Origin of the sequence: Halomonas sp. DP8Y7-3, from assembly GCF_019801675.1 — a bacterium.
GTDB lineage: Bacteria > Pseudomonadota > Gammaproteobacteria > Pseudomonadales > Halomonadaceae > Halomonas > Halomonas litopenaei_A.
The window spans coordinates 97,369-119,205 of the sequence record NZ_JAHVIO010000001.1; the positions used below are offsets into that span (position 1 = coordinate 97,369).

General features: G+C 60.7%; 16 protein-coding genes. 6 read left to right on the forward strand and 10 right to left on the reverse strand.

Translation table 11 applies throughout. From position 1 onward, the window contains the following. Positions 1-85: 85 nt before the first annotated feature. On the forward strand, positions 86-976 hold the full coding sequence (gene galU / locus KUV86_RS00460) for a UTP--glucose-1-phosphate uridylyltransferase GalU (RefSeq protein ID WP_206938682.1): 891 nt from the start codon (positions 86-88) through the stop codon (positions 974-976). A gap of 4 nt (positions 977-980) precedes the next feature. After that, positions 981-2,273, forward strand: coding sequence for a nucleotide sugar dehydrogenase (locus KUV86_RS00465; protein WP_206938684.1), 1,293 nt, complete (start codon positions 981-983; stop codon positions 2,271-2,273). 7 nt (positions 2,274-2,280) lie between these two features. Here KUV86_RS00465 and KUV86_RS00470 read toward each other — a convergent pair whose 3' ends face one another. Continuing rightward, complete coding sequence (locus KUV86_RS00470) at positions 2,281-2,826, reverse strand: Fe-Mn family superoxide dismutase (protein ID WP_222483249.1); 546 nt, start codon at positions 2,824-2,826, stop codon at positions 2,281-2,283. 207 nt (positions 2,827-3,033) lie between these two features. Between KUV86_RS00470 and KUV86_RS00475 the strand changes: the two genes are divergently transcribed. The 3 genes from KUV86_RS00475 (at position 3,034) to KUV86_RS00485 (ending at position 9,892) form a co-directional block, all read left to right on the forward strand. Beyond that, entirely contained in the window at positions 3,034-3,903 is an 870-nt protein-coding gene (locus KUV86_RS00475; RefSeq protein WP_222483250.1) for a hypothetical protein, read from the forward strand. A 29-nt stretch (positions 3,904-3,932) separates the two neighbouring features. Continuing rightward, positions 3,933-5,807: an autotransporter assembly complex family protein gene (locus KUV86_RS00480; RefSeq protein WP_315900949.1), complete on the forward strand. Its 1,875-nt coding sequence runs from the start codon at positions 3,933-3,935 to the stop codon at positions 5,805-5,807. Between the two features lie 83 nt (positions 5,808-5,890). After that, positions 5,891-9,892, forward strand: coding sequence for a translocation/assembly module TamB domain-containing protein (locus tag KUV86_RS00485; RefSeq protein WP_261397504.1), 4,002 nt, complete (start codon positions 5,891-5,893; stop codon positions 9,890-9,892). Between the two features lie 54 nt (positions 9,893-9,946). Here the strand turns inward: KUV86_RS00485 and KUV86_RS00490 are convergent, their stop codons facing one another. The 8 genes from KUV86_RS00490 to can form a co-directional block, all read right to left on the reverse strand. Beyond that, on the reverse strand, positions 9,947-10,981 hold the full coding sequence (locus KUV86_RS00490; protein ID WP_224907669.1) for a hydrolase: 1,035 nt from the start codon (positions 10,979-10,981) through the stop codon (positions 9,947-9,949). Positions 10,982-11,128: 147 nt separating this feature from the next. Continuing rightward, positions 11,129-12,082 (reverse strand): LysR family transcriptional regulator, encoded by a 954-nt coding sequence (locus tag KUV86_RS00495; RefSeq protein ID WP_206938692.1) that lies wholly within the window; start codon positions 12,080-12,082, stop codon positions 11,129-11,131. A gap of 120 nt (positions 12,083-12,202) precedes the next feature. Then, positions 12,203-13,264, reverse strand: a complete 1,062-nt coding sequence (locus KUV86_RS00500) for an ABC transporter ATP-binding protein (RefSeq protein ID WP_222483361.1) — start codon at positions 13,262-13,264, stop codon at positions 12,203-12,205. Positions 13,265-13,284: 20 nt separating this feature from the next. Next, a complete protein-coding gene (locus tag KUV86_RS00505; protein ID WP_206938694.1) occupies positions 13,285-14,307 on the reverse strand; it encodes an ABC transporter ATP-binding protein in 1,023 nt (340 codons plus the stop codon). A 10-nt stretch (positions 14,308-14,317) separates the two neighbouring features. Beyond that, a complete protein-coding gene (locus KUV86_RS00510) occupies positions 14,318-15,259 on the reverse strand; it encodes an ABC transporter permease (RefSeq protein WP_206938697.1) in 942 nt (313 codons plus the stop codon). Then, the gene (locus KUV86_RS00515) at positions 15,256-16,302 is read right to left on the reverse strand and encodes an ABC transporter permease (protein WP_206938698.1); all 1,047 of its coding nucleotides are present in this window, start codon (positions 16,300-16,302) and stop codon (positions 15,256-15,258) included. Before KUV86_RS00515 ends, KUV86_RS00510 begins: the two co-directional genes overlap by 4 nt. 100 nt (positions 16,303-16,402) lie before the next feature. After that, complete coding sequence (locus KUV86_RS00520; RefSeq protein WP_206938699.1) at positions 16,403-17,974, reverse strand: ABC transporter substrate-binding protein; 1,572 nt, start codon at positions 17,972-17,974, stop codon at positions 16,403-16,405. A gap of 589 nt (positions 17,975-18,563) precedes the next feature. Next, positions 18,564-19,211 carry a carbonate dehydratase gene (can, locus tag KUV86_RS00525; RefSeq protein ID WP_206938703.1) on the reverse strand — a complete coding sequence of 216 codons (648 nt, stop codon included), beginning with the start codon at positions 19,209-19,211 and terminating at the stop codon, positions 18,564-18,566. Positions 19,212-19,431: 220 nt separating this feature from the next. Between can and gorA the strand changes: the two genes are divergently transcribed. Beyond that, positions 19,432-20,793 (forward strand): glutathione-disulfide reductase, encoded by a 1,362-nt coding sequence (gene gorA / locus KUV86_RS00530; RefSeq protein ID WP_222483252.1) that lies wholly within the window; start codon positions 19,432-19,434, stop codon positions 20,791-20,793. 300 nt (positions 20,794-21,093) lie between these two features. Here gorA and KUV86_RS00535 read toward each other — a convergent pair whose 3' ends face one another. Then, positions 21,094-21,486: a hypothetical protein gene (locus KUV86_RS00535; RefSeq protein WP_222483253.1), complete on the reverse strand. Its 393-nt coding sequence runs from the start codon at positions 21,484-21,486 to the stop codon at positions 21,094-21,096. Positions 21,487-21,837: the final 351 nt, after the last annotated feature.

The following is a 21,837-nucleotide window of genomic DNA, read 5'->3' on the forward strand; positions in this document are numbered from 1 at the left end:
TACGCATTCCCTGTTCCAAGTCCCATGGTGCACGTCGCCATGGATGACACTAGAACCTCCTGTTTTCGACAAGAAGGAAGTCTCCATGATCCGCAAGGCCGTTCTCCCTGTCGCTGGTTTTGGCACCCGCTGCCTGCCTGCGTCCAAGGCCATCCCCAAGGAAATGATCACCATCGTGGATCGCCCGGTTATTCAATACGTGGTCCAGGAGGCCGTTGCGGCAGGTATTCGTGACATCGTCCTGGTGACTCATGGCACCAAGAGTGCCATTGAAAACCACTTTGACAAGCACTTCGAGCTGGAAGCCGGGCTTGAGGCCAAGGGCAAGACCGAATTGCTCGAAGAGCTGCGGGCCATCGTGCCTGCCGACGTCAATATCATCAGCGTGCGCCAGCCCGAACCGCTGGGTCTGGGACACGCCGTGCTATGCGCGCGCCCAGTGATCGGCGACGACGAACCCTTTGCCGTGCTGCTGCCGGACGTGCTGGTGGATGACGATGGTCTCAGCCGCAATGACCTGGCCGGCATGATCGAGGCGTTTGAACAGACCGGGCGCTCCCAGCTGATGGTCGAGGAAGTCCCCCGCGAGCTGACCTACAAGTACGGCATTGTGGCACCCAAGGGCGAACCGCCCCAGCCGGGCGAATCCTGCCAGCTCGATGGTCTGGTAGAGAAGCCCAAGGTGGAAGAAGCGCCTTCCAACCTTTCGGTGATCGGTCGTTACCTGCTCCCGGGACGGATCTTTCCGATGCTGGCCCGCACCAAGCCGGGCGCCGGCAATGAGATTCAGCTGACAGACGCCATCGAGGAGCTGCGCAACGCTGAAGGCGTTGACGCCTACCGTATGCAGGGCACGACGTATGACTGCGGTCACCAACTCGGCTATCTTGAGGCGATTCTGGCTTACGGTCGCCGACATGCTCGCTATGGCGAGGGCTTCACGGAGCTGTTGAAACGCTACGCTGCCGAGGACTGATGCCATGAAAGTGGTGATACATGGAAGTGAACTGTCAGCCGCCACCGCCGCCGCTGCCTTGTCCTGGGTGGGTCATGATGTCGTCTGGCGTCCTCTGGACCGTCGCTGGGACGAGCTGAAGGACAGCGGATGGCTCACTCGTGAGCCATCCGTGCTCGCGCATCTGACAGCGGCCATGGAGGCCGGGCACCTCAAGGTAGATCACGACGACCCGCCGCCGTACGCCGCCGTGGACGTCTTATGGCTTGCGCTGTCGCCCACCCAGCGTGATGAGGCGGCACGACTGGTCAAGGATGCGGCCGAGATGTTGGCCAACGGGGCAGTGATTATCAACAATGCTACCTTCCCGGTAGGCGATACCGAGCGTTTCGAAGCGCTGCTGCCCGATAAGGACGTCATGTCGGTGGCGTTGCCCGACACCCTTGAGGAAGGCCGCGCCTGGGACACCTTCACTCGGGCAAGAAGCTGGCTGCTGGGCTGCGACGATGATCGTGCAGAGCGCCAGGTCCGTGAACTGATGCGGGCGTTCAACCGTCGGCATGAGGTGTTCAAGCGCATGCCTCGGCGCGCCGCCGAGCTGACCAAGCTGGCCATCAACGGCATGTTGGCGACGCGGATCAGCTATATGAACGAGATGGCCGGACTGGCGGACACCCTTGGTGTCGACGTCGAGTACGTGCGCCAGGGCATGGGGGCAGACCCCCGTATTGGCTATGAGTACCTGTACCCTGGCTGCGGTTTTGGCGGTCCCAATTTCAGCCGCGATCTGGTGGGGCTGGCAGATGTACAGTCGGCCAGCGGTCGCCACTCTGAATTGCTCGATCAGGTCCTCGAGATCAACGAGCACAAGAAAGAGACGTTGTTCCGCAAGCTGTGGACCCATTTTCAGGGTCGTCTGGAAGGCCGCCGTGTGGCGATCTGGGGCGCCGCCTTCAAGCCCGGAACGGCGCGGATCGATCACGCTCCGGTGCTGACGCTGCTGCGTGCCCTGTGGGCCCAGGGCGTACACGTGCATCTGCACGACCCGGCAGCGCTGCCGGAGGTGCAGGCAGCGGTGGGTGATCATCCGCTGCTGACACTGCACTATGGAGACCCCCTCGACGCCTGTCAGCAGGTAGATGCGCTGTTGCTGGTGACCGAGTGGAAGGCTTACTGGAACCCGGATTGGCAGCTCCTGCACCAGCGCCTGAACGAAAAGCTGATCCTCGACGGGCGCAACATCTTTGACCCCGCGTATGTCGCGGGGCAGGGCTTCCACTACCGCGGCATCGGCAGGCGTGCAGACCCCGTCTGTTGAGTCTTCCTCAATCCTGAGCGTTGCGAGCGGCAAACGGCCAATTGATCAGAGGCCACAGCCGCTCCAGCGCCTCACTGTCGCCCAGGACGTCCAGTACCAAAAGGGGTTCACCCGCTGTCGTCATGGGCTCACCTGTCCCGGTGGTGGCGATGACAAGGGAATCGTCCTGACGCAGAACCCACACCCAAGCGGCGCTCTCTCCGGCCTTGCCCAATATCCTGATGCAGGCCTCCTTCATTCCCTCGACACTCCCGTACTGACGCTGAATCATCGTCGCCAGTGGCTCCACCAAAGGCTCCGGGCGCGGTGTCAGGCAGTGCCAGAACAGGGTCAGGTTCCACGCCTCCTGAGCGTGATGACGCACCTCTTCACTGGCCGCTCGCAGCCCGTCGTCAAGTGACAGCGCTGCTTGCCCTTGCACGGCCGCCCAGCGGTTGAGAACCCGCAGATGATCGAGATGATCGCCCATGTAGCGGTGTTCGATCCAGCTCTTGGCAAGCCGAGGCTCCAATAGATGGCTGTCGTAGGGTAGTGCGGGTAATTCGAAGGACATGATAGCTCCTGAACAGGTCTTGCCACGGGGTCCGATAGCGGCGTCAATAGCATGTTGCCAGCAGAGAAGCGCGCAGCGCCGTGCGTAATGGTGGTAAAAAACCTTACACTATCAGCCAACTGTTGGCTGCCAGCGACGTGACGTACGGTTCTCGAATCGCTACGGGTTGTGTTCGCGCCAGCTCCTCATGCAGATCAGGAGACCCCTATGGCTCACCCCCCAGACATCGGACGCCCGGGCAGTATCGTGCCGGATCCGGGCGAAAGCGTGTCCGCTACCCGTTATCGGCAAGCACCAGCGCCCAGGCTGTGGCCTTTGTGGCTGCTGATGCTGTTGGTCGTAGGTGGCCTGGCGGCGGGTAGCTGGTGGCTGTGGCAGGAACGCCAGCGGCTTGATCAGGAATTGAACCGTCTGCGCGGAGAACTCTCCAACGTTCACGCTCGCTTCGAGGCCGAACAAGGGGAGGGCGACCTGATAGCAGAGTTCGAGCGCCGTCTGGATGGGTTGGAGAGCGCCAATGCGACTCTCGACCAACGGCTAGGGGAAGGCCTTGCTGGAGTGGAGGACGCACTTGCCGAACAGGCACAGGCATCGCTGGACCGCCAGGAAGTGAACGCAGAAACTTTGCAGGATCTAGATGAGAGGCTGTCCACTCTCAGCGACACCCTGGCATCGGCCCGCTCGTCACTGGCAGCGGTAGAACGGGCCGGCGACAGCGCCAGAGGTGCCCTCGAGGCGCGCATGGACAGGTTCGACGACGCCCGCGAGTCATTTGCTGGACGGCTGGCGTCCGTCACTACCCGGGTAGATGAAGTGGTCAGCCGACTGGATACTCGTCTCGGCGAGATGCTGCCACGGGTAGAAAGCGCTGAAAATCGCCTGTCCGAGGTGACGCGTGACGTTGAAGGCTTGCGCCAATCACGCCAAGATGTGGCCGAGGAGCAGCAGGCGCTGGAGGCCAGGATCGGACAGCGAATCGACGCCATGGAAGACAATATGGCGTCGCTGGCCGCCGATCTGCGCGACCTGCGCCAAGCTCAACTCGCCTTCAGCGCACAACTGGAAGCGCTGCGTTGATCCAGTACCCACGTCAGGAACGCTACAACATGATGGAACATCGTGCTCCCGCTCGCCGGAGACTGGGTGCTGTTGCCTTGGGACCGGGCCTGCTGCTGCTGGTGGCACTGCCGACGTTCGCCATGGATGCCGAGGTCCAGGGTATCGAAGGACGAATCGCTGACAACGTCGAGGTCTACCTCGAGGGACTGGATGGCAGCCAGTACCGCGTCGAGCGCCTGCGCAACGAAGTGGCGCGCCTGACCCAGGAAGCCATGAGGGTGTACGGCTACTATGAGCCGTCCATCGAGATGCGCTTCGATCGTGATGAAGAGCCACAGGAAGTCTTCCTGACCATCGACAAGGGAGATCCGGTGCGCCTGGAGGTCATCGACTTCACGTTGGAAGGGGACGCGAAGGACGATGCGCCCTTCCAACTGGCGATCGACGCCTACCCGCAAGAGTTCGGCGACATCCTCGAGCATGCTCCCTATGACAGCCTTAAAAGCCGACTCCAGGGGCTGACCATCGAGCGCGGGTACTTCGACTGGCAGTTTACTGACGAGCGTATGGAGATACGCCCCTGGGCGGATAGTGCACGCATTTACCTGGGCATGGACAGCGGCCCTCGCTATCGCTTCGGCAACGTCTACATCAAAGGCAGTCACATCGTCGAAGATCGCCTGCGCAATCTGGTGCCCTTTGACTACGGTGATCCCTACCTGGCCAGCGATGTGGCTGAACTGAACAACCGACTGAGCTCGACCGAGTGGTTCGGCTCGCTTACGGTTCGCCCTCGGTTGGAACGCCAGAAAGGCAGTCTTGCTCTGCCGGAGCACGATGGCTGGTGGTACTCGGTCGATGTTGCCGAGATCCCGGCACCGTTCTCTGGTCCTCGGATTAGCCGCAAAGCCTTGGCCAGCGCACTTTCCCTCTACCCGCCTGCGCTACCCACAATGCCCGTGGATGTCACCGTTACCCCCGCTGATCGACATCAGTTTGAGGCGGGTATCGGCTTTGCCACGGATGTAGGGCCCCGGCTTCAGTTCTCCTGGGAGCAACCGTGGGTCAACCGCTACGGCCATAGCTGGGACAACCAGGTCTATCTGTCTGCACCCGACCAGCAGTTCAGCGGTACCTATCGCATCCCCCTGGAAGACCCCCTCAATGACAGCTATCGGCTGCAGTACGGTCTGCGTAATCAGGATATCGAGGATACCGAGAGTTTCGAGAGCACCGTGGACTTCGGGCGCCACTGGGTCTTTGAAAACGACTGGGAACAGACGATCTACGTGCGTACCACCTATGAGGACTTCACCCAGGGCGAGCAGTCCGATCAGGTGCTGCTGTTGTACCCCGGGGTGAAATGGTCCCGGGTGCGCACCCGCAATCCCCAGTTTCCGACCTGGGGCGACCGCCAGAACCTGGAGCTTCAGTATTCACATGAGTCCTGGGGGTCGGACGCGGAATTCTTTCGCATGACCGGTGACACCGCCTGGATTCGCAAGCTGGGTGACGACAACCGCTTTATCGGCCGTCTGGGCGTAGGCGCGATCAACACCGATGATTTCGACAAGATCCCGCCATCACTGCGCTTCTTTACCGGTGGCGATACCAGCGTGCGTGGTTACAGCTACGAATCCCTGTCCCCAGAGGATGAGAACGGCGACCTGGAAGGCGGGCAGCACGAATTTACCGCCAGCGTCGAGGCCCTGCGCCGGATCACCGGCAAGTGGTGGGGGGCCACCTTTGTCGACATTGGCGATGCCTTTTCGGAGTGGTGGCCCAATGACCTCAAGAAGAGCGCTGGGGTGGGTGTGAGATGGATCTCTCCGGTGGGGCCGATACGTTTTGATATCGCGCATCCCTTCGATGACGAGGACGATAATTTCCGCCTGCACTTCGCCATCGGACCAGAATTTTAAGGCCAGCCGGCGCCAGCCCCTGACAGGAGGGCGCCAGCCCCTGCAATGAGGCTTCAATGAGAAAAGGACGCGCCCTCTGGGCCTTGACACGATTATTGATCTGGCTGCCGTTCAGCCTGATAGGTCTGGTGCTGCTGATTGTCGGCCTGGTGCTAAGTCCGTGGGGGACACGGATGGCCCTGGATCAGGGCAGTCGCATGGGCGTGCTGGAGTATTCGTCGGTCCAGGGAGCGTTGCTCGACAGCTTTGATCTTGAGGGTTTTCGACTGGAAGCGGGCAGTGTACGGGTGAGCGTCGACTCCCTGTCCCTGGCGTGGGCGGAGGACTGCCTGCTCAATGGTCGGCTGTGTCTCGACCACTTGCGCGTGTCAGGCACCGATGTGCGCCTGGGCGAGAGTGATACGGTCGCCGAGCCTGAACCGGAGCCAGTGCCGTCCAACGAACCAGCGGCGCCGCTATCGTTGCCCTTTCCGGTCGAGATTCGCGAGCTGACGGTGAGCGACGTTGCGGTTCACCTGGCGGATGGGACGCAGCTGGCCTGGGAGAGCTTTACCACTGCGGCAGTAGCCGAAGGCGATACGCTGTCCGTCAGTCCCACGCGTCTGGCGGGTCTGCACCTGACGCTGCCATTGACGCCTGGGGCCATGCTGGCCCTCAGCGATGCGGAGCACGACGGTCCGAAGGTAAGCGCCGACGCCATTGATGCGGCGATCGCCGTTCGTTCTCCGTTGCCTAGCAGCGCTGCGGCAGAGCTGGAAGGTGCCGCCTCCAAGGCCGATGACATTCCTCTGGATCAGCGTGAACGGCTTGTCCTGCCCGAGGTCACTCTGCCCCTGGCCATCGAAGTGCCGGAGCTGGTGGTGGAGGACACTACAATCGATGGCGCCTTTGACTACCAGGTAGAGCGACTGGACCTGAGCCTGCAGGCACGGGGACAGGATGTCACGATTGAGCCGCTGGCCGTGGCCACCCAGGACGCCGATGCAGAGCTCCAGGCCAAGGCCACGCTCAGCGGCGACTACCCGCTAGAGGTTCGCTTTGCCGCGGACCTGTTCCTGCCCGAGTTGTTTCCCGCTCTTGATGGCGAGCGTGTCGAGCTTTCCGCCACTGGCAGTCTTGCCGAGCTGGAGCTCAATTTGACCACGACTGGCCCCGTCTCCACGCAGCTGGTCGCCCGCCTGGATGCCCTCGACCCGACGCTACCGTTCACCGCGGCCTTTTCCAGCCCACGTCTGCAATGGCCGTTGCCGGGCATGCAGCCGGCCCAGGCGGACGCCGAAGGGGACGAGACCGAAGCCACCGATGTCGATCCTTGGGTCGCTGAGGATATCGATCTGTCCGTCGACGGCTCCCTGACCGGATATCAGCTGAAGCTGGCCCTCGCGGCCGAGGGGCCTGATCTGCCGAGAACCACCCTGGCCGTCGATGGTCAGGGCGATCTGTCACACTTCTCCTGGGCACCGCTTGAACTCGCGCTGGAGGGAGCAGGGCAGCTGAGCACGCAGGGCAATGTCGACTGGTCGGATGGCGTAGCCTTGACCGCCACGGCCGCTCTGGACAACCTTAATCCTGAGCCTTTTGTCGAGGGTTTGAAGGGTAATCTGAGCGGCACCCTGGACGTCGCCTTCACCCAGCAGGACGAAGGTTGGGAAGTCGATGTTCCTGATATCGATATCCAGGGAACGCTGGATGATCGCCCCTTGTCCTTGGAGGCCGCGCTTGCCGGCAACAGTGCCATGCGCTGGGATATCGATCGCCTCGATTTCCGCCAAGGGGACAACCAGATTGAGGCCAAGGGCCAGGTCAGTGAAGCCCGCCTGAACGTGGATGCAGAGCTTGCCTTACCCGACATGGCCAGCCTGTATCCTGGGCTGTCGGGGCGTCTGTCTGGCAATATCCAGGCACGAGGCAGTCTTCGTTCACCACAGCTGGAGCTCGCCATCGAAGGGAGCGGTGTCGGCTATCAGGAAAATCGTGTTGGCGAGCTCGCCCTGGCCGGTCGTGTCCGCGGCCTCGATGACCCCCAGCTGGATGTAGGGCTGTCCGCACGTCAGGTAGACGCTGGTGGCCAGCGTTTCGAGGATATCGCCCTCGACCTGGATGGTCGCCTGTCCCAGCATCGGCTGGAACTCACCGTCGACGGCAGTGACGAAGGCCCGCTCAACCGCCTTGTGCTGGCCCTGGACGGTGCCATGAACGATGCCCGCGATCGCTACCGGGGGACACTGACGCCGCTGGAGATTACCTTGCCCCAGGGCGATATTGCACTGGATGGGCCTCTGGCCTTCGATGCCAATCTGGCCCAGGGCTCTGTGCGCACCGATCCTTTCTGCCTCGCCCGCCAACAAGGTGGGGCGATCTGTATCAGCGAACCGCTCAGCGCCTCGGCAGATGCCGGCAAGCTGACCCTCGACATCAACGAACTGCCCATGGACCTGGTCAATGAGGCGCTGCCCGAAGGCTGGGCCATCGATGGCGATACCGGTGCGCGTGTGGTGGCAGGATGGTCAGCGGGCGGCAGCCGCTGGCAGGCAGATGCGCAGCTCGACAGTGAAGTCAGCGTGACCGGTGTGGATGCCTATGGCCAGCCCTGGTCGGTGCCTGCCACACGGCTGTCATTGAATGCTGACGCCAGCGACGCCCGCGTCGATCTCAACGTCGATCTTTCCCTGGCCCAGAGCGGTGACATCACTCTGGCCCTGACGATCGACGATCCCGTGGGTCGTGGTGGACTGGACGGCAACCTGTCGATAGACGGCGTCAGCTTGTCACCGTATCGCCCCCTGGCAGCGGGACTAGATCAATTGGAAGGCACCTTGGCCGGCAACATTCGTATTGCGGGCAGCCGCGAGGCACCGGATCTCAGCGGGGAGCTGAGCTTGACGGGTCTCAAGGCTCACGGAGGAGACATCCCTGTCGCGGTGACGGATGGTCGCCTCAATATCGATCTGACCGGCGACAGCGCACGTATCTCTGGCTATGTCGATGGTGAAGAAGGGCGCCTCAACATCACCGGTAACGCCGCCTGGCCAGGCGGTAGCTGGGAAGCCAATGTGGCGCTGTCCGCGGTCCAGGACCCGTTGCTGGCCGCAATGCCTGCCTATGGCCGGCTCAAGCTGGCTCCTGACCTGACGATAACGGCCAACCCCACCCGCCTGCGTATTCGCGGTGAGGTGCGTATCCCCTGGGCCCGCCTCGACGTCGGTGAGGTGCCACCGTCGGCAGTGTCCCCAAGCAGTGACGAGATCATCATCACTCGCGAAATGGACGAGCAGGCCAGAGAGGCCGAGCGTCAGGCCGAAGAAGACCCGGTGGGTGCCTCCACCGCCCAGGCCATGGCGGAAGCGGGTATGGCCATCGATATCCGTATCAGACTGCTGCTGGGTCCTGACGCCCGTTTAAGTGCCTATGGCTTGCAGACGGAGCTGGCCGGCGACCTGGAAGTGCGTCAGAACGCCGGCCCGCTGCAGCTGTTTGGGGATGTCAGCCTGGTCGATGGGCGCTTCCGGGCCTACGGCCAGGATCTGCAGATCCGCCAGGGTAAGGTGATCTTCGCCGGACCGCCTAGCGTGCCGACGCTGGACTTTGAGGCCATTCGCAATCCAGCCAGCACCGAGGACGGCGTGGTGGCAGGTCTCAAGGTGACCGGGACTGCCAGCCAGCCGGACCTGGAGATCTTCTCCGAACCCGCCATGGACGAGTCCCGTGCTCTGTCCTACGTGCTTCGCGGACGCGCCCCTGATGACAGCGGTGACGCCAGCGGTGCGCTGACCTCGGCACTGATCGGCTTGACCTTGGGTAAGACAGGTGGCGCCGTCGGCGCCATGGGTGAGGCCTTCGGCATCCAGGACCTGTCACTGGATACCTCCGGTAGTGGTGAAACCAGCCAGGTGGTCGTCAGTGGCCGCCTGACCGATCGTCTTGAGGTGGGCTATGGCGTGGGCATCTTCTCGCCCATCGCCGAACTGACGCTGACCTACCAGCTGTGGCGAAGCCTGTACCTGGAGGCGGTATCCGGTGCTGCCCAGGCGGTTGACCTGATCTACACCTGGAGCCTGCCGGGCAACCCGCCGGAGCTGCAGTAAGCGCTGTGCAACAACCCAGCAGAAGCCCCGACCAAGGTCGGGGCTTCTGCTGTTTCAGGTCAGGGACAGCTCCTGCAGATAACGTTCCAGTCGCTTGCCTAACCAGTAATCGGGGCGGTAGCCGTCTCCGGGCGCCATGAACCCCACATGCCCCCCTTGCTCCGCCAGCTCCATGGTGACCATGGGGGAGCGCTGCGGAAAACGATCGATCAGATCCGCCGGCATGAACGGATCATCCTTGGCGTGGAGCAGCAGCGTCGGCACTTGAATGCGATCCAGCACGGGACCGCTGGAGGCCCTGGTGTAGTAGTCCTCGGCATCACGAAAGCCGTGCAGCGGTGCCGTGATCAGGTCGTCATAGTCGCGCAGGCGCTTGAGCTTTCTTACTTGTTCCGCCGTCGCGACAAGGGGAAGCTCCCCGCGCTCCAGTCGAGGCAATACCTTGCGCTTCAGTGATCCGAGCAGATGGCGTTCGTAGACCCGCGAGAAGCCTTCACCCAATCGTTGTGCGCATGCGGCAAGGTCCAGCGGCGCGCTGATGACCAAGGCCGCATGAAGACCCAGTGCATCACACTCTGGTTCGGCCAATAGCCGCAGTAGCATGTTCCCGCCCAAGGAGACGCCGGCAACGACCTTGGGCGCCCCGGGAAAGCGCCGAGATAGGCTATCCAGTAAAACCCTAGCATCCCCGGTGTCGCCGCTGTGATACGCCCTGGGCAGGCGGTTGGGTCGACTCCCACAGCCTCTGAAGTGCATCAGCAGCGGGCGATAGCCCTGGTCTCTGGCCGCCGCCAGCAGATCGTGGGCATAGGGGGAGCCCATGCCTCCCTCAAGGCCATGGAACAGCACAAACAGAGGGGCCTGCACATCCGGCGGTTCAGGCGTCACCCATGCCAACTCAACTTCATCACCGTCCGGCAGCGTGAAGAATTCCTGGCGCCACTCAACCCGTTGCGGTCGCAGCAGGCGGGGTAACAGCGTCTGTACATGGGGGTTGGATAGCCATCGAGCGGCACGAAAACGAGAGGGTACCAGGCTTGCCGAGCCATCGGCGTTGATCGACGCAGGGTCGGCTGTGGGTTGGGGCAAAGGAATATCTCCAGTCAGCCAGCGGCGCTGCAGTGACCGCTGACATTCACGTCAAGGTGTCCTGTGGCTAAAGTCCTGGCAGTAACCCAACGATCATTTACCTGCCAGGAATCAGTAAGACTACATCAGGAAGGCTACATCAGAAGACTAGGGCACCAGCGCCCGTGCGCGCAGGACTTGCCACGCGGTATCGACCGCTGCACGTCGTGTCGTGAGATGTCGGTAGAGTCGAATATCAAAGCTCACGACCCAGCGCTCATCTCCTGCAGGCACCAACTCGCCGCTCGCGAGGGCCTGGGACAAGCTGCGTTCTGGCAACCACCCTAGGCCATAGCCAAGGCTGACCAGTTCTCGGATATTGCCACTCTGGATGCTCTCGTTGAGCACTGTCAGGGTGGGGGAATCTCCCAGTCGATCAAGGTGGGCGCGTATCGCCGCATCGATCATGCCTCGAGGATGATAGGCGATCAATGGCAAGGAACGCCCCTTACCAGACTCCTTGCCGATCCCTTTACCCGCGTCGTTGCCGCCTCCGAGAGCGAACCTGGGCTGGCCTCGGTCATCGGCAAGGCTGACGGGAATGAAGCGTTCACGCCCGATGACGCAGTAGTCGGTATCCTCATTGGCCAGTTCCAGCGGGCTGCCCGTGGTCGGCCAGTAGCATAACGCCAGGTCGATTTCTCCGGAGGCCAAGCCCTGGAAGTAGTCACCCACCAGCCAGGCGGTGGCACGCAGATAAGGCTGTATGGGCGGTGGTTCGCGCCAGTGCTGAAGCCATTGTGGCAGGAATTGGGCAAGTAGGCTCTGGGGCGCACCGAGACGCAGCTGTCCTGCCTGCTCCTCCGCCATCTGTGCCAGTCTCTGACGAGTCTGGTCGACGCGACGGGTCACGTCGTGGCACATGCCGAGAAAGGCCTCACCCGCGGGCGTCAGTGATAGCGGTAGGGTCTGGCGATTGATCAGCGTCGTGCCCATCTCCTCTTCCAGCAACTTGATGCGGCGAGAGAAGGTAGGTTGGGTCACATTTTGCTCTTCGGCGGCGCGAGAAAAGTGTCGCGTACGGGCCAAGGCGAGAAAATCTTCCAGCCAACGTATTTCCATGGAAGGGTCACCTGTCCAGCAATGCGACGATTGTGCCAGATAACGTCATGCCGGGCGTACCCGGCATGACGAAAACGGAGGTACTACGACTGCCACAGACGTCATAGCAAAAGGCGGGCATCACGTAAGACGACCTTCCTCGACACCATGGCAGGCCACTTGCCCGCCGTCATCCGTGGCGATCAACGTCGGGATTTCCCGACGGCAGCGATCATTGGCATGGGGACAGCGGCCGTGGAACACGCACCCCGAGGGCAGATTGACCGGCGTCGGCACTTCCCCCTGCAACCGCAGGTGCTGGGGACGGTCGTCTTCCAGTCGTGGAATCGCCGACATCAGGGCCTGGGTGTAGGGGTGACGTGGGCGAGCAAACAGCGTCGCCGTAGGTGCTACCTCACAGACCCGGCCCAGATACATCACGGCCACCCGAGTGCCGAAATGTTCCACCACTGCCAGGTCGTGGGTAATGAACAGATAGGTGAGATGATGCTCGCGCTGTGCCTCCATCAACAGATTGAGCACCTGAGCCTGGATCGAGACATCCAGCGCGGAGATCGGCTCATCGGCAACGATGAACTCAGGATCCACCGCCAGTGCCCGAGCAATGGCAATACGCTGTCGCTGGCCTCCGGAAAACTCATGCCCATAACGGGAACCCCAATCCGGGGCGATGCCGACCGATGACATGACCTCGTGGACCTTCTCGACCACCTGAGCCGGCTTCCAGTCGGGATGATGCAGGCGGATGGGCTCTTCCAAGGTCTGCTGAATGGTCATGCGCGGGTTCAGCGAGGCGTAGGGGTTCTGGAAGATCATCTGCATGCGCTGGCGGTAGGGCAGCAGTGCCTTGCTATCCAGATGGTCGATACGCTCTCCGGCGTAGCGAATCTCACCGGCGCTGGGTGACAGCAGTCCCATGACCGTGCGTGCCACGGTGGACTTGCCGCAGCCCGACTCGCCGACCACGCACAGGGACTCACCGCGGCGAATATCGAGGTCAACGCCGTTGATGGCATGCACGTGATGCTGTTCACGCACAATACGCCCTCGCCGGAACTTGAGCTGTTCAAGAAAGTCACCGGACAGCGAGAAACGCTTCTCCAGCCCCCGGATCTCGAGCAGGCTATCACAGCCTGGGGCGGGTTCACGCTGAGTCGACGCATCCTGATGCATCGGCGCCATGGCGGCTTGAGTCGTCTGGCTCATGAGTTTTCCTCCCTGACCTCGATGCGCTCGGCATCCTGCATCTCGGCCACCATGTGGCAGGCCACCTGACAGTTGCCGGAGCTGACGAAGGCCGGTACCTCAGTCTTGCAGCGACTGCGCTCGCTGCCGTCCTGACGTGTTGCAAAGTCACAGCGTGGATGAAACGGGCAGCCGCTCGGCAGCTGGCTCAACGACGGCATGCTGCCGCGAATCTGGTTGAGCCGTTCTCCCGGCGTCGCCATTTGCGGCAAGGCATTGATCAGACCCTGGGTGTAGGGATGCTGGGGGTCGTTGATGATTTCTCGGGTCGGGCCTTGCTCAATGACACGCCCGGCATACATGACCAGCATGCGCTGCGTGACCTGGCTGACCACCCCCAGATCATGAGTAATCAGGATCAGGCCGACGTTATGCTTTTCGCAAAGCTCGAGCAGCAGCGCCATGATCTCTGCCTGGATCGTGACATCCAGTGCCGTTGTCGGCTCATCCGCGATGATGATGTCCGGGTCCAGCAGCAGGGCGATGGCAATAATGATGCGCTGACGCATGCCCCCAGACAGTTCGTGGGGATATTGATCCAGCCGTTTCTCTGGAGAAGGGATCTGTACCTGTTCGAGCTTGCGCAGGGAAATGGCGCGAGCCTCGCGGCTGGAGATACGGCGGTGGGCCTTCAAGCACTCCACCATCTGCTCGCCGATCGACAGCACCGGGTTGAGGGTCATCATCGGATCCTGAAAGATCATCGAGATCCGGTGGCCACGAACCTTGCGTAGCTGGCGGTCACTGAGTCCCGTCAGCTCGAGCCCGTCAAAGGTGATGCTGCCCCCCGCAATGTAGCCGGGCTTGGCAATCAGATTCAGTAGGCTGAAGGCGGCAACGGACTTGCCAGCACCTGATTCCCCCACGATGCCCAGGCGTTCACCACGGTCCAGGCTGAAGCAGACGTCGCGCAGCGCCTTGACGTCGCCCTGACGAAGGGCGAAGCGCACGTCGAGATGATTGACGTCGAGTAGTGCCATGGTTGTCCTCCTAGCCCTTGTACAGTCGTGGATTGAGCACGTCACGCAGCCAATCGCCGAGCAGGTTGATGACCAGCACCAGCACCACAAGTACCAGGCCGGGGATCAGGGTGATCCACCAGGATCCCGACTGGATATAATCGAAACCGGACTTGATCAGCGAGCCAAGGGAAGGCTGCGTCTCGGGCATGCCAAGCCCAAGAAAGGACAGCGCAGCTTCGGAGATGATGGCATTGGCCACCTGGACCGTTGAGATGACGAAGATCGGTGACAGGGTGTTGGGCAGGATATGGCGGAACATGATGCGTCGACTGCGCAAGCCCATGACACGCGCTGCATCCACATATTCCTTGGACTTCTCCGCCAGCACCGAGGCACGCACGGTACGCGCATATTGTGGCCATTCCGCGAGGCCGATGATCAGCACCAGCAGCCACATGGCGTAGTCCGAGTAGGTGGCACCGCCAAAGATCGCCTTGAACAAGGCGCCAACCACGATGGCCACCATCAGCGTGGAGAAGGACAGCTGAATATCCGCCAGGCGCATCAGGAAGGCGTCGACACGTCCTCCCAGATAGCCGGCCAACAGCCCGAAACACACGCCCAAAGCTGCCTGCAAGGCCACCGCACCGAAACCAATGACCAGCGATACCCGCATGCCATAGAGAATGGTGGACAGCATGTCGCGGCCCTGGGAGTCGGTACCCATCAGATACTGGGGGTCGGCGCCATCGATCCAGAAAGGCGGTAGTTCTGAGGCCAGAATATCGATCTGGGCCAGGTCATAGGGGTTGGCCGGGGCCAGCCATGGAGCCAGCAGGGCGGCGAGGACCATGACGACGAACACCAGCAGGCTGACCTGGGCGATCACATCGCGTTTGAAACTGTACAAGAGGTAGGAGTCGCGAAACCGCTCCCACCGAGTGCTGGTCGCAGTGCTGTGGGTGCTCATGCGGGCTTACCTGTCAGCTTGACGGTGGGGTTGACCAGGCCGTAGACCAGATCGACCAGAGTATTGGTGATCACGAAGATCAGGCCGACGATCATCAGGTAGGTCACGATCAATGGGATGTCCGAGCGCTCGATGGCATCGAGGAACATCAGGCCCATGCCGGGCCACTGGAACACCGTCTCGGTCAGAATGGTGTAGGCCACCAAGGTACCGATCTGCACGCCACCAACGGTGATGACCGGCAGCATGGTGTTCTTGAGCGCATGCAGGAAGTAGATGCGACGCATCGAGATTCCCTTGGCACGGGCGAACTTGACGTACTCGGACTGCAGCACTTCCAGCATTTCCGCACGAATCAGGCGAATGAACAGCGGCAGCATGATCGACGCCAGGGAAATCGCCGGCAGCACCAGGTAGGTCAGGCCTTCCAGGGAAGCGAAGTTGGTGCTCCAGGTACCGAACACATGGACAGGATCACCACGTCCATAGGCCGGCATCCCGCCTTCGGTAGACACTAGCCCGTTAAGCCAGGCGCCCCAGCCAGTGTCGGCCGGAAAGGGGGTGAAACTGACGCCAATGGCAAACAGTTGAATAAGCACAATCGCGGTGAGAAACACCGGGATGGAGATACCGATGATCGACACCCCCATAAAGAACCGGGACAGCCAGGCGCGAGGCTTGATGGCGCTGTAGACCCCAATGGGAACCGACAGGGCGATGATCAACAGGGTGGCGGCGAAGACCAGCTCAAGCGTGGCTGGAAGGTGGCGCAGGATCACCTCGGTGGTCGGCTCGTTATAGACGTAGGAATAGCCGAAATCAAACTGGGTGGCATTGGCAGCAAAACGCAGATATTGCACGAAAAACGGATCGTTGAGGCCCAGTTCCTCACGCAGCGCTTCACGCTCGCTCTCGGGTACCGATTGTCCGACCATCTGCTGGATCGGGTCACCCAGATTGTCTTGAATGGCGAAGGCAATCACGCTGATGACGAACATCACCAGCAGCGCATGAAAAAGGCGCTTGATCAAAAATGCGATCATTTGGCGTTACCAGGGTACAGGCCCTCAGCTCCGCGAGGTTGTCACGAAGCTGAGCGCACTGAATGGGAGCGAAGGGCACCAGGGTGCGGTGCCCGTAGGCTTACTCTTCGTTGATGACCAGGTCACCCAGATAGGGGAAGTTCAGCACGTTGACCACCGGCTCAATGTCGACATTGGCGGCCGAGGCCCAGGCCAGGTCCTGCCAGTGCAGGGGAATGAAGGCGGCATCGTCGTACAACCCCTGCTCCAGCTGTTGCAGCATCTCGCCACGCTTCTCGAGATCCAGCTCCAGGTTGGCGTCGACCATGAGCTGGTCGAGTTCCGGGTTGCAGTAGTTGCCCGCATTGTACTGACCCGCCCCGGTGTCGGCGTTGGGGCATTCGGTCAGATACTGGTGGAAGTTGGCGGAATCCTCGGTATCCGAGTGCCAGCCAATCATCATCATGTCGGCGGCGCGGTCGTCGTACTCTCCCCAGTACTGGGCTTTGGGCAGGGTCTTGAGGTCCACGGTGACGTTGATGCGAGCCAGCATGGCGGCAACCGCCTGGGCGATCTTGGCATCGTTCACGTAGCGGTTGTTGGGCGCCATCATGGTGATGGAGAAACCGTCCTCATAGCCTGCTTCGGCCATCAGTTCCTTGGCCCGGTCCAGGTCGAAGCGCGGCTCGAGCTCCGGGTTGTGGCCGGAATAGCCGTCAGGCGAGAACTGGGCAGCCGGGGTGGCAAAGCCTTTCATCAGGCGATCGGCGATGCCTTCCTGGTTGATCGCGTAGACGAAGGCCTGGCGCACGCGGGGGTCCTGGAACGCCTCGACCCGGTCCTGGTTCATGTGGAACAGGATGATGCGAGTGCCGGACATGGTCACCAGGTTGGTGTCTTCGTCACTCTCGATGCGCTCGAGATCGTTGGGCGGCACCGGAGCGATGAAGTCGACATCGCCGGACAGCAGGGCGGCCACACGGGTGGCATTCTCGCTGATCGGCGTCAACGTGATGTTATCGACGTTACCCGGAGACTCGCTGTCCCAGTAGTCATCAAAGCGCTCGAAGTCGACCCTGACCCCCTGCTGACGGTTGGTCACCTGGAATGGGCCGGTACCCGACACATTGCGCGAGGCATAGGAGTTACCGTTCTTGACGATCTCATCCTTGGCCTTGCCGTCCTCTGTCTCGCCAGAGTAGAACTGGCTATCCATCGGGAAGATATAGGTCGCCATGTTGAGGAGCAGCGGGTTGGGCCGCTTGGAGACAATCTCGACGGTATGATCGTCAATGACATTGACGGTTTCGATGGGCTCGAAGATGGCCTTGAAATCGCCGCTTTGCTTCAGGCGATCAACGGTCCAGGCGACGTCTTCCGCGGTGAATGGGTTACCGGAGTGGAAAGTGACGCCTTCGCGCAGGGTGATGCGCATGGTGGTGTCGTCGATCTGTTCCCAGTCGGTCGCCAGGCGAGGCTCGAACTCGAAGTCCTTGGTCCAGCGCACCAGCGGGTCAAAGACCATGTGTGACAGCTGCAGGATACCGCCAGACAGCTGCTCGTGGATGTCCAATGACACCGGATCGGCGTCATAGGCCATACGCAGGGTAGTCTCAGCAACTGCCGCCTGAGGCAGGGCAGCCGTCAACATGGCCGCGCCCAGAGCGCTGGCCAGAAGGGTCTTCTTGAACATGGAAGGTGGTCCTGCTTGTTATTGAGGTTGTTGTAATGGCTAGTCGGACGCTTGGCGCAATTGGCACATGCCGCCTAGTCAATGTCCACCAACAACATAGTGAGATGTGCCGTTTAAACACAATCGAAATTCTGATAACCCCCATGCGAGGATTGAATAGAACACGATGCATGTCATGCAGGCAGGAAGGGGGAAGGGCCACGGCAGCCGCGCAGGGTCCGCTTGTAGTGCCTAGTGGTTCACCCGCGGCGTCTGCGCGTCATCCCGGAAACCGAAGACCCTGTGGACGGGCGGCTCGCTGATCGATGCCCACTGAACGATGTCCACTGAACAATGCCCACTGAACGATGCCCGCTGAACGTTGCCCGCTCAAAGAGAGCGCTAGTCATGGGTGAGCCGCCTATGGACCCGCTATCAGCAGTTGCACTCGTCGCAGTTCATCTTTCGCGGTTCGTCTTTCGCGGTTCTCCTGGCAGCACGACCTTCCTCAGCGAAACTATACTGATGACGCACGAGAAAACCCCGCTCGGCGAAGGCCAGGCGGGGTAGTGCACCAAGCTGACGACATCGTAGCTGGTCGGAGGGGGGATCAATCCTGCGACGGGGTGACGCGATCGATCCGGTAGAGTTGGGCAACCTGATCGAGGCCGTGGACACTGCACTCCAGGTCCGTCACCCGGCCGTCGCTGAGGCCATAGACCCAGCCGTGGACCGACAGCTGCTGTCCGCGCTGCCAGGCACGCTGAATGATCTTGGTGCGGCAGAGCGTCTTGACCTGCGACTGGACGTTCAATTCACACATACGGTCGACCTGCTCATCCAGCGGCAGCTGCTCGAGCTGAGGGCGGTGCATGCTGTACAGCTCACGTACGCTGTGCAGCCAGTTATCTACCATGCCATTCTCGCCACCGGTCACCGCCGCACGCACGCCGCCGCAGTTGTAATGACCCACGATCATGATGTGACGTACCTTCAGCACGTCGACGGCAAATTGCACGACCGACAGAGCATTCATGTCGTTGTGATAGAGCAGGTTGGCAACGTTACGGTGGACGAACACCTCACCCGGAGGGAGATCGATGATCTGGTTGGCCGGCACGCGGCTATCCGAACAGCCAATCCACAGGTACTCGGGGCTTTGCTGCTGGGCCAGACGAGAAAAGAAGTCGGGGTCATCCTGGCAGACCTTGTCAGCCCAAGCCCGGTTTCTTTCAAGGAGGTTGTCGATATCACTCATGTTCTTTCCCCGTCTGTGCGAATGGTGACTAAAGTGGTGCATGTTTTTACCCCCGTCGGCCAAGGTGGTCAAGCACCCTCCCGGGGTAAGCGTACCGCTGGTATCATGGCAGCCTGCCGCCGCGAGCGGACCATCTGTCCTCTCCGGTGTCCTCAACCTGGCTATTCGTAGGCGAGGACGTTGGAGCGAGCTGACGAGAATCGGATTTCAGGAGACGCAAGTGTCACAATACGACTACGACCTCTTTGTCATTGGTGCCGGCTCTGGCGGTGTACGCGCGGCGCGCACCGCAGCAGCAACAGGAGCCAAGGTGGCCGTCGCTGAAGATCGCTACCTGGGTGGCACCTGCGTCAACGTAGGCTGCGTACCGAAGAAGCTGTATTCCTACGCCGCCCATTTTCATGAGGCCTTCGATGATGCAAGGGGCTTCGGCTGGGAGCTCAATGAAGCCCCCAGTTTCGACTGGAACACGCTTCGCGACAACAAGATCGGGGAGATAAAGCGTCTCAACGGTATCTACGGCAAGCTGCTCGACAACGCAGGTGTGCGCCTGATCAATGGCCGCGCCAAGGTGGTCGACGAGCATCGTGTCGAGGTCGCAGGTGAAACCATCAGCGCCGAGAAGATTCTTGTGGCGGTGGGTGGCTGGCCATGGGTGCCGCCGTTCCCGGGCAGTGAGTTGGCCATGAACTCCAACCAGATCTTCGACCTGGACCACTTCCCTAAGCGTTTTCTGGTCCTCGGTGGTGGCTACATCGCCGTCGAGTTTGCCAGCATCTTCAACGGCCTGGGCGCAGATACCCATCTGGTGTATCGCGGGGAGCTGTTCCTGCGCGGCTTTGACCAGGAGGTCCGCGAATTCACTCGGGACGAGATGGCCAAGAAGGGCGTTAACCTTCACTTCAACACCAACATCGAGTCTCTCGAGAAGGTCGAGGGCGGCATCAAGGCTACCCTGACCAACGGCGATGTACTGGAAGTGGATGCGGTGCTGTCGGCCACCGGTCGTAAGCCTCACCTGGAAGGCCTGGGACTGGACCGTCTTGATATCGCCCTCAACGAGAATGGCTCGATCCAGGTGAACGATCGCTTCGAGACGTCGGTGCCGTCCATTCTGGCGCTAGGCGACGTCACCGGCGGGCCGGAGCTCACCCCGGTGGCCCTGGCCGAGGCCATGCACTTGGTTGCTCACCACTATGGGGACGCGCCCAAGGCACCGATGAACTACGACAACATCGCGACAGCGGTGTTCTGTCACCCGAATATTGGCACCGTCGGCTTGTCCGAAGAAAAGGCACGTGAGATATACGGCGATATTCGTGTCTACACAGCCGACTTCCGTCCGATGAAGCACACCCTGTCCGGCAGCGATGAGCGCTGTCTGATGAAGCTGATCGTCGATGACAAGAGCGACGTGGTGGTGGGCGCCCATATGGTCGGCGAAGAGGCTGGTGAAGTCATTCAGGGCATCGCCATCGCCGTGCGTGCCGGACTGACCAAGGCCCAGTTCGATGCCACCGTTGGCATTCACCCCACCGGCGCAGAAGAGTTCGTGACCATGCGGACTCCCACCCGCACTTGAGGCATCGACTGTAGCGGCAACGCGGACAGCACTGGCTCACCTCTATAAGGCACCTTCGGGTGCCTTTTTTGTTCGATGCTTTGTAGGGATACGGCCTCCGTGTGTGGGGAGGGAGGGCACTTCAGATAGGTCTTCGAGTTGAAGCCGGACACTAGGCCTAGGCCATTAGTTTACCACTCGGGAAGCTCGTCAACGTTGTATAGGCGACCAGTGGTCAGCGAGCGAACTGGATCGCCAAATCTTGATCAGGGACTGACTCGGCTCAGTTGTTTAACACAGTTTTTTTATTCGAGCCAATCATCATGGCACTATACTCGAATCATATCCTTTGCTGTATTTTTCGCATTTTCTTTCAACAAATTGAAAGCCTACTAGCGCGCTTCCTTTAACGTATATTTCACCAGCAAAATTTTTGCTTTTTACATAGTAGTAGGACACAAGGTCATCGTCTTTGTATGTTTTTAGTGCATTTATCAGCTCATTCATCCCAAAAGCATAGATGCCTTTGTTTTTAGTTGTTTCTCTTCTAGCCAGAGCTTGCTCTCTAGCAAAACGTACTGATGAGCTCCTAGGGTTCTTTCCGAACAGACATGCCGACTGAGAATTTACAACCTCCCTAGCTTTTGTTGCAAGCTCACACGGCGGCACCTCTTCTATTAACGTTCTTATGAAGTCGAATTCTGCAGAGCTCATTATTAACATCCTTCTCTAGTGACTTTTACATTTCTACGTGTACCTTCTTGAAGCATTTCTGTTTCTCCCCAGTCATTAATGTGAGACCATCCCCACGACCAGGATTCTCCATCGGTGGGAGCTCCTTGCGGAACACTCAATAGGACTCCTCCCGAACCGTCTTTGTTAGCATGCTGCAGTGCTAATTCTTTGTTGGGCGTCCACGCCGCTAGGGGTTCTCAGAGGTAGGCTTTAGCGGCTGGCGTCGCGGCACATATCACAGGGCGGTGTCGAAAGGAGTCTGTGCGCGGCCTTTGAACCGTTCTTCGCCTGTTAGCAGGTCCTCCGTCCCAGGTAAATACCATTAGCTCC

Excerpts from the sequence above, each read along its gene's own strand:
- KUV86_RS00475 (WP_222483250.1), top strand. The coding sequence starts at position 3,034 with ATGGCTCACCCCCCAGACATCGGACGCCCGGGCAGTATCGTGCCGGAT.
- KUV86_RS00510 (WP_206938697.1), bottom strand. The coding sequence starts at position 15,259 with ATGAGCACCCACAGCACTGCGACCAGCACTCGGTGGGAGCGGTTTCGC.
- galU (WP_206938682.1), top strand. The coding sequence starts at position 86 with ATGATCCGCAAGGCCGTTCTCCCTGTCGCTGGTTTTGGCACCCGCTGC.
- KUV86_RS00535 (WP_222483253.1), bottom strand. The coding sequence starts at position 21,486 with ATGAGCTCTGCAGAATTCGACTTCATAAGAACGTTAATAGAAGAGGTG.
- KUV86_RS00505 (WP_206938694.1), bottom strand. The coding sequence starts at position 14,307 with ATGGCACTACTCGACGTCAATCATCTCGACGTGCGCTTCGCCCTTCGT.
- KUV86_RS00470 (WP_222483249.1), bottom strand. The coding sequence starts at position 2,826 with ATGTCCTTCGAATTACCCGCACTACCCTACGACAGCCATCTATTGGAG.
- KUV86_RS00515 (WP_206938698.1), bottom strand. The coding sequence starts at position 16,302 with ATGATCGCATTTTTGATCAAGCGCCTTTTTCATGCGCTGCTGGTGATG.
- KUV86_RS00495 (WP_206938692.1), bottom strand. The coding sequence starts at position 12,082 with ATGGAAATACGTTGGCTGGAAGATTTTCTCGCCTTGGCCCGTACGCGA.
- KUV86_RS00500 (WP_222483361.1), bottom strand. The coding sequence starts at position 13,264 with ATGGCGCCGATGCATCAGGATGCGTCGACTCAGCGTGAACCCGCCCCA.
- KUV86_RS00480 (WP_315900949.1), top strand. The coding sequence starts at position 3,933 with ATGATGGAACATCGTGCTCCCGCTCGCCGGAGACTGGGTGCTGTTGCC.
- KUV86_RS00520 (WP_206938699.1), bottom strand. The coding sequence starts at position 17,974 with ATGTTCAAGAAGACCCTTCTGGCCAGCGCTCTGGGCGCGGCCATGTTG.
- can (WP_206938703.1), bottom strand. The coding sequence starts at position 19,211 with ATGAGTGATATCGACAACCTCCTTGAAAGAAACCGGGCTTGGGCTGAC.
- KUV86_RS00465 (WP_206938684.1), top strand. The coding sequence starts at position 981 with ATGAAAGTGGTGATACATGGAAGTGAACTGTCAGCCGCCACCGCCGCC.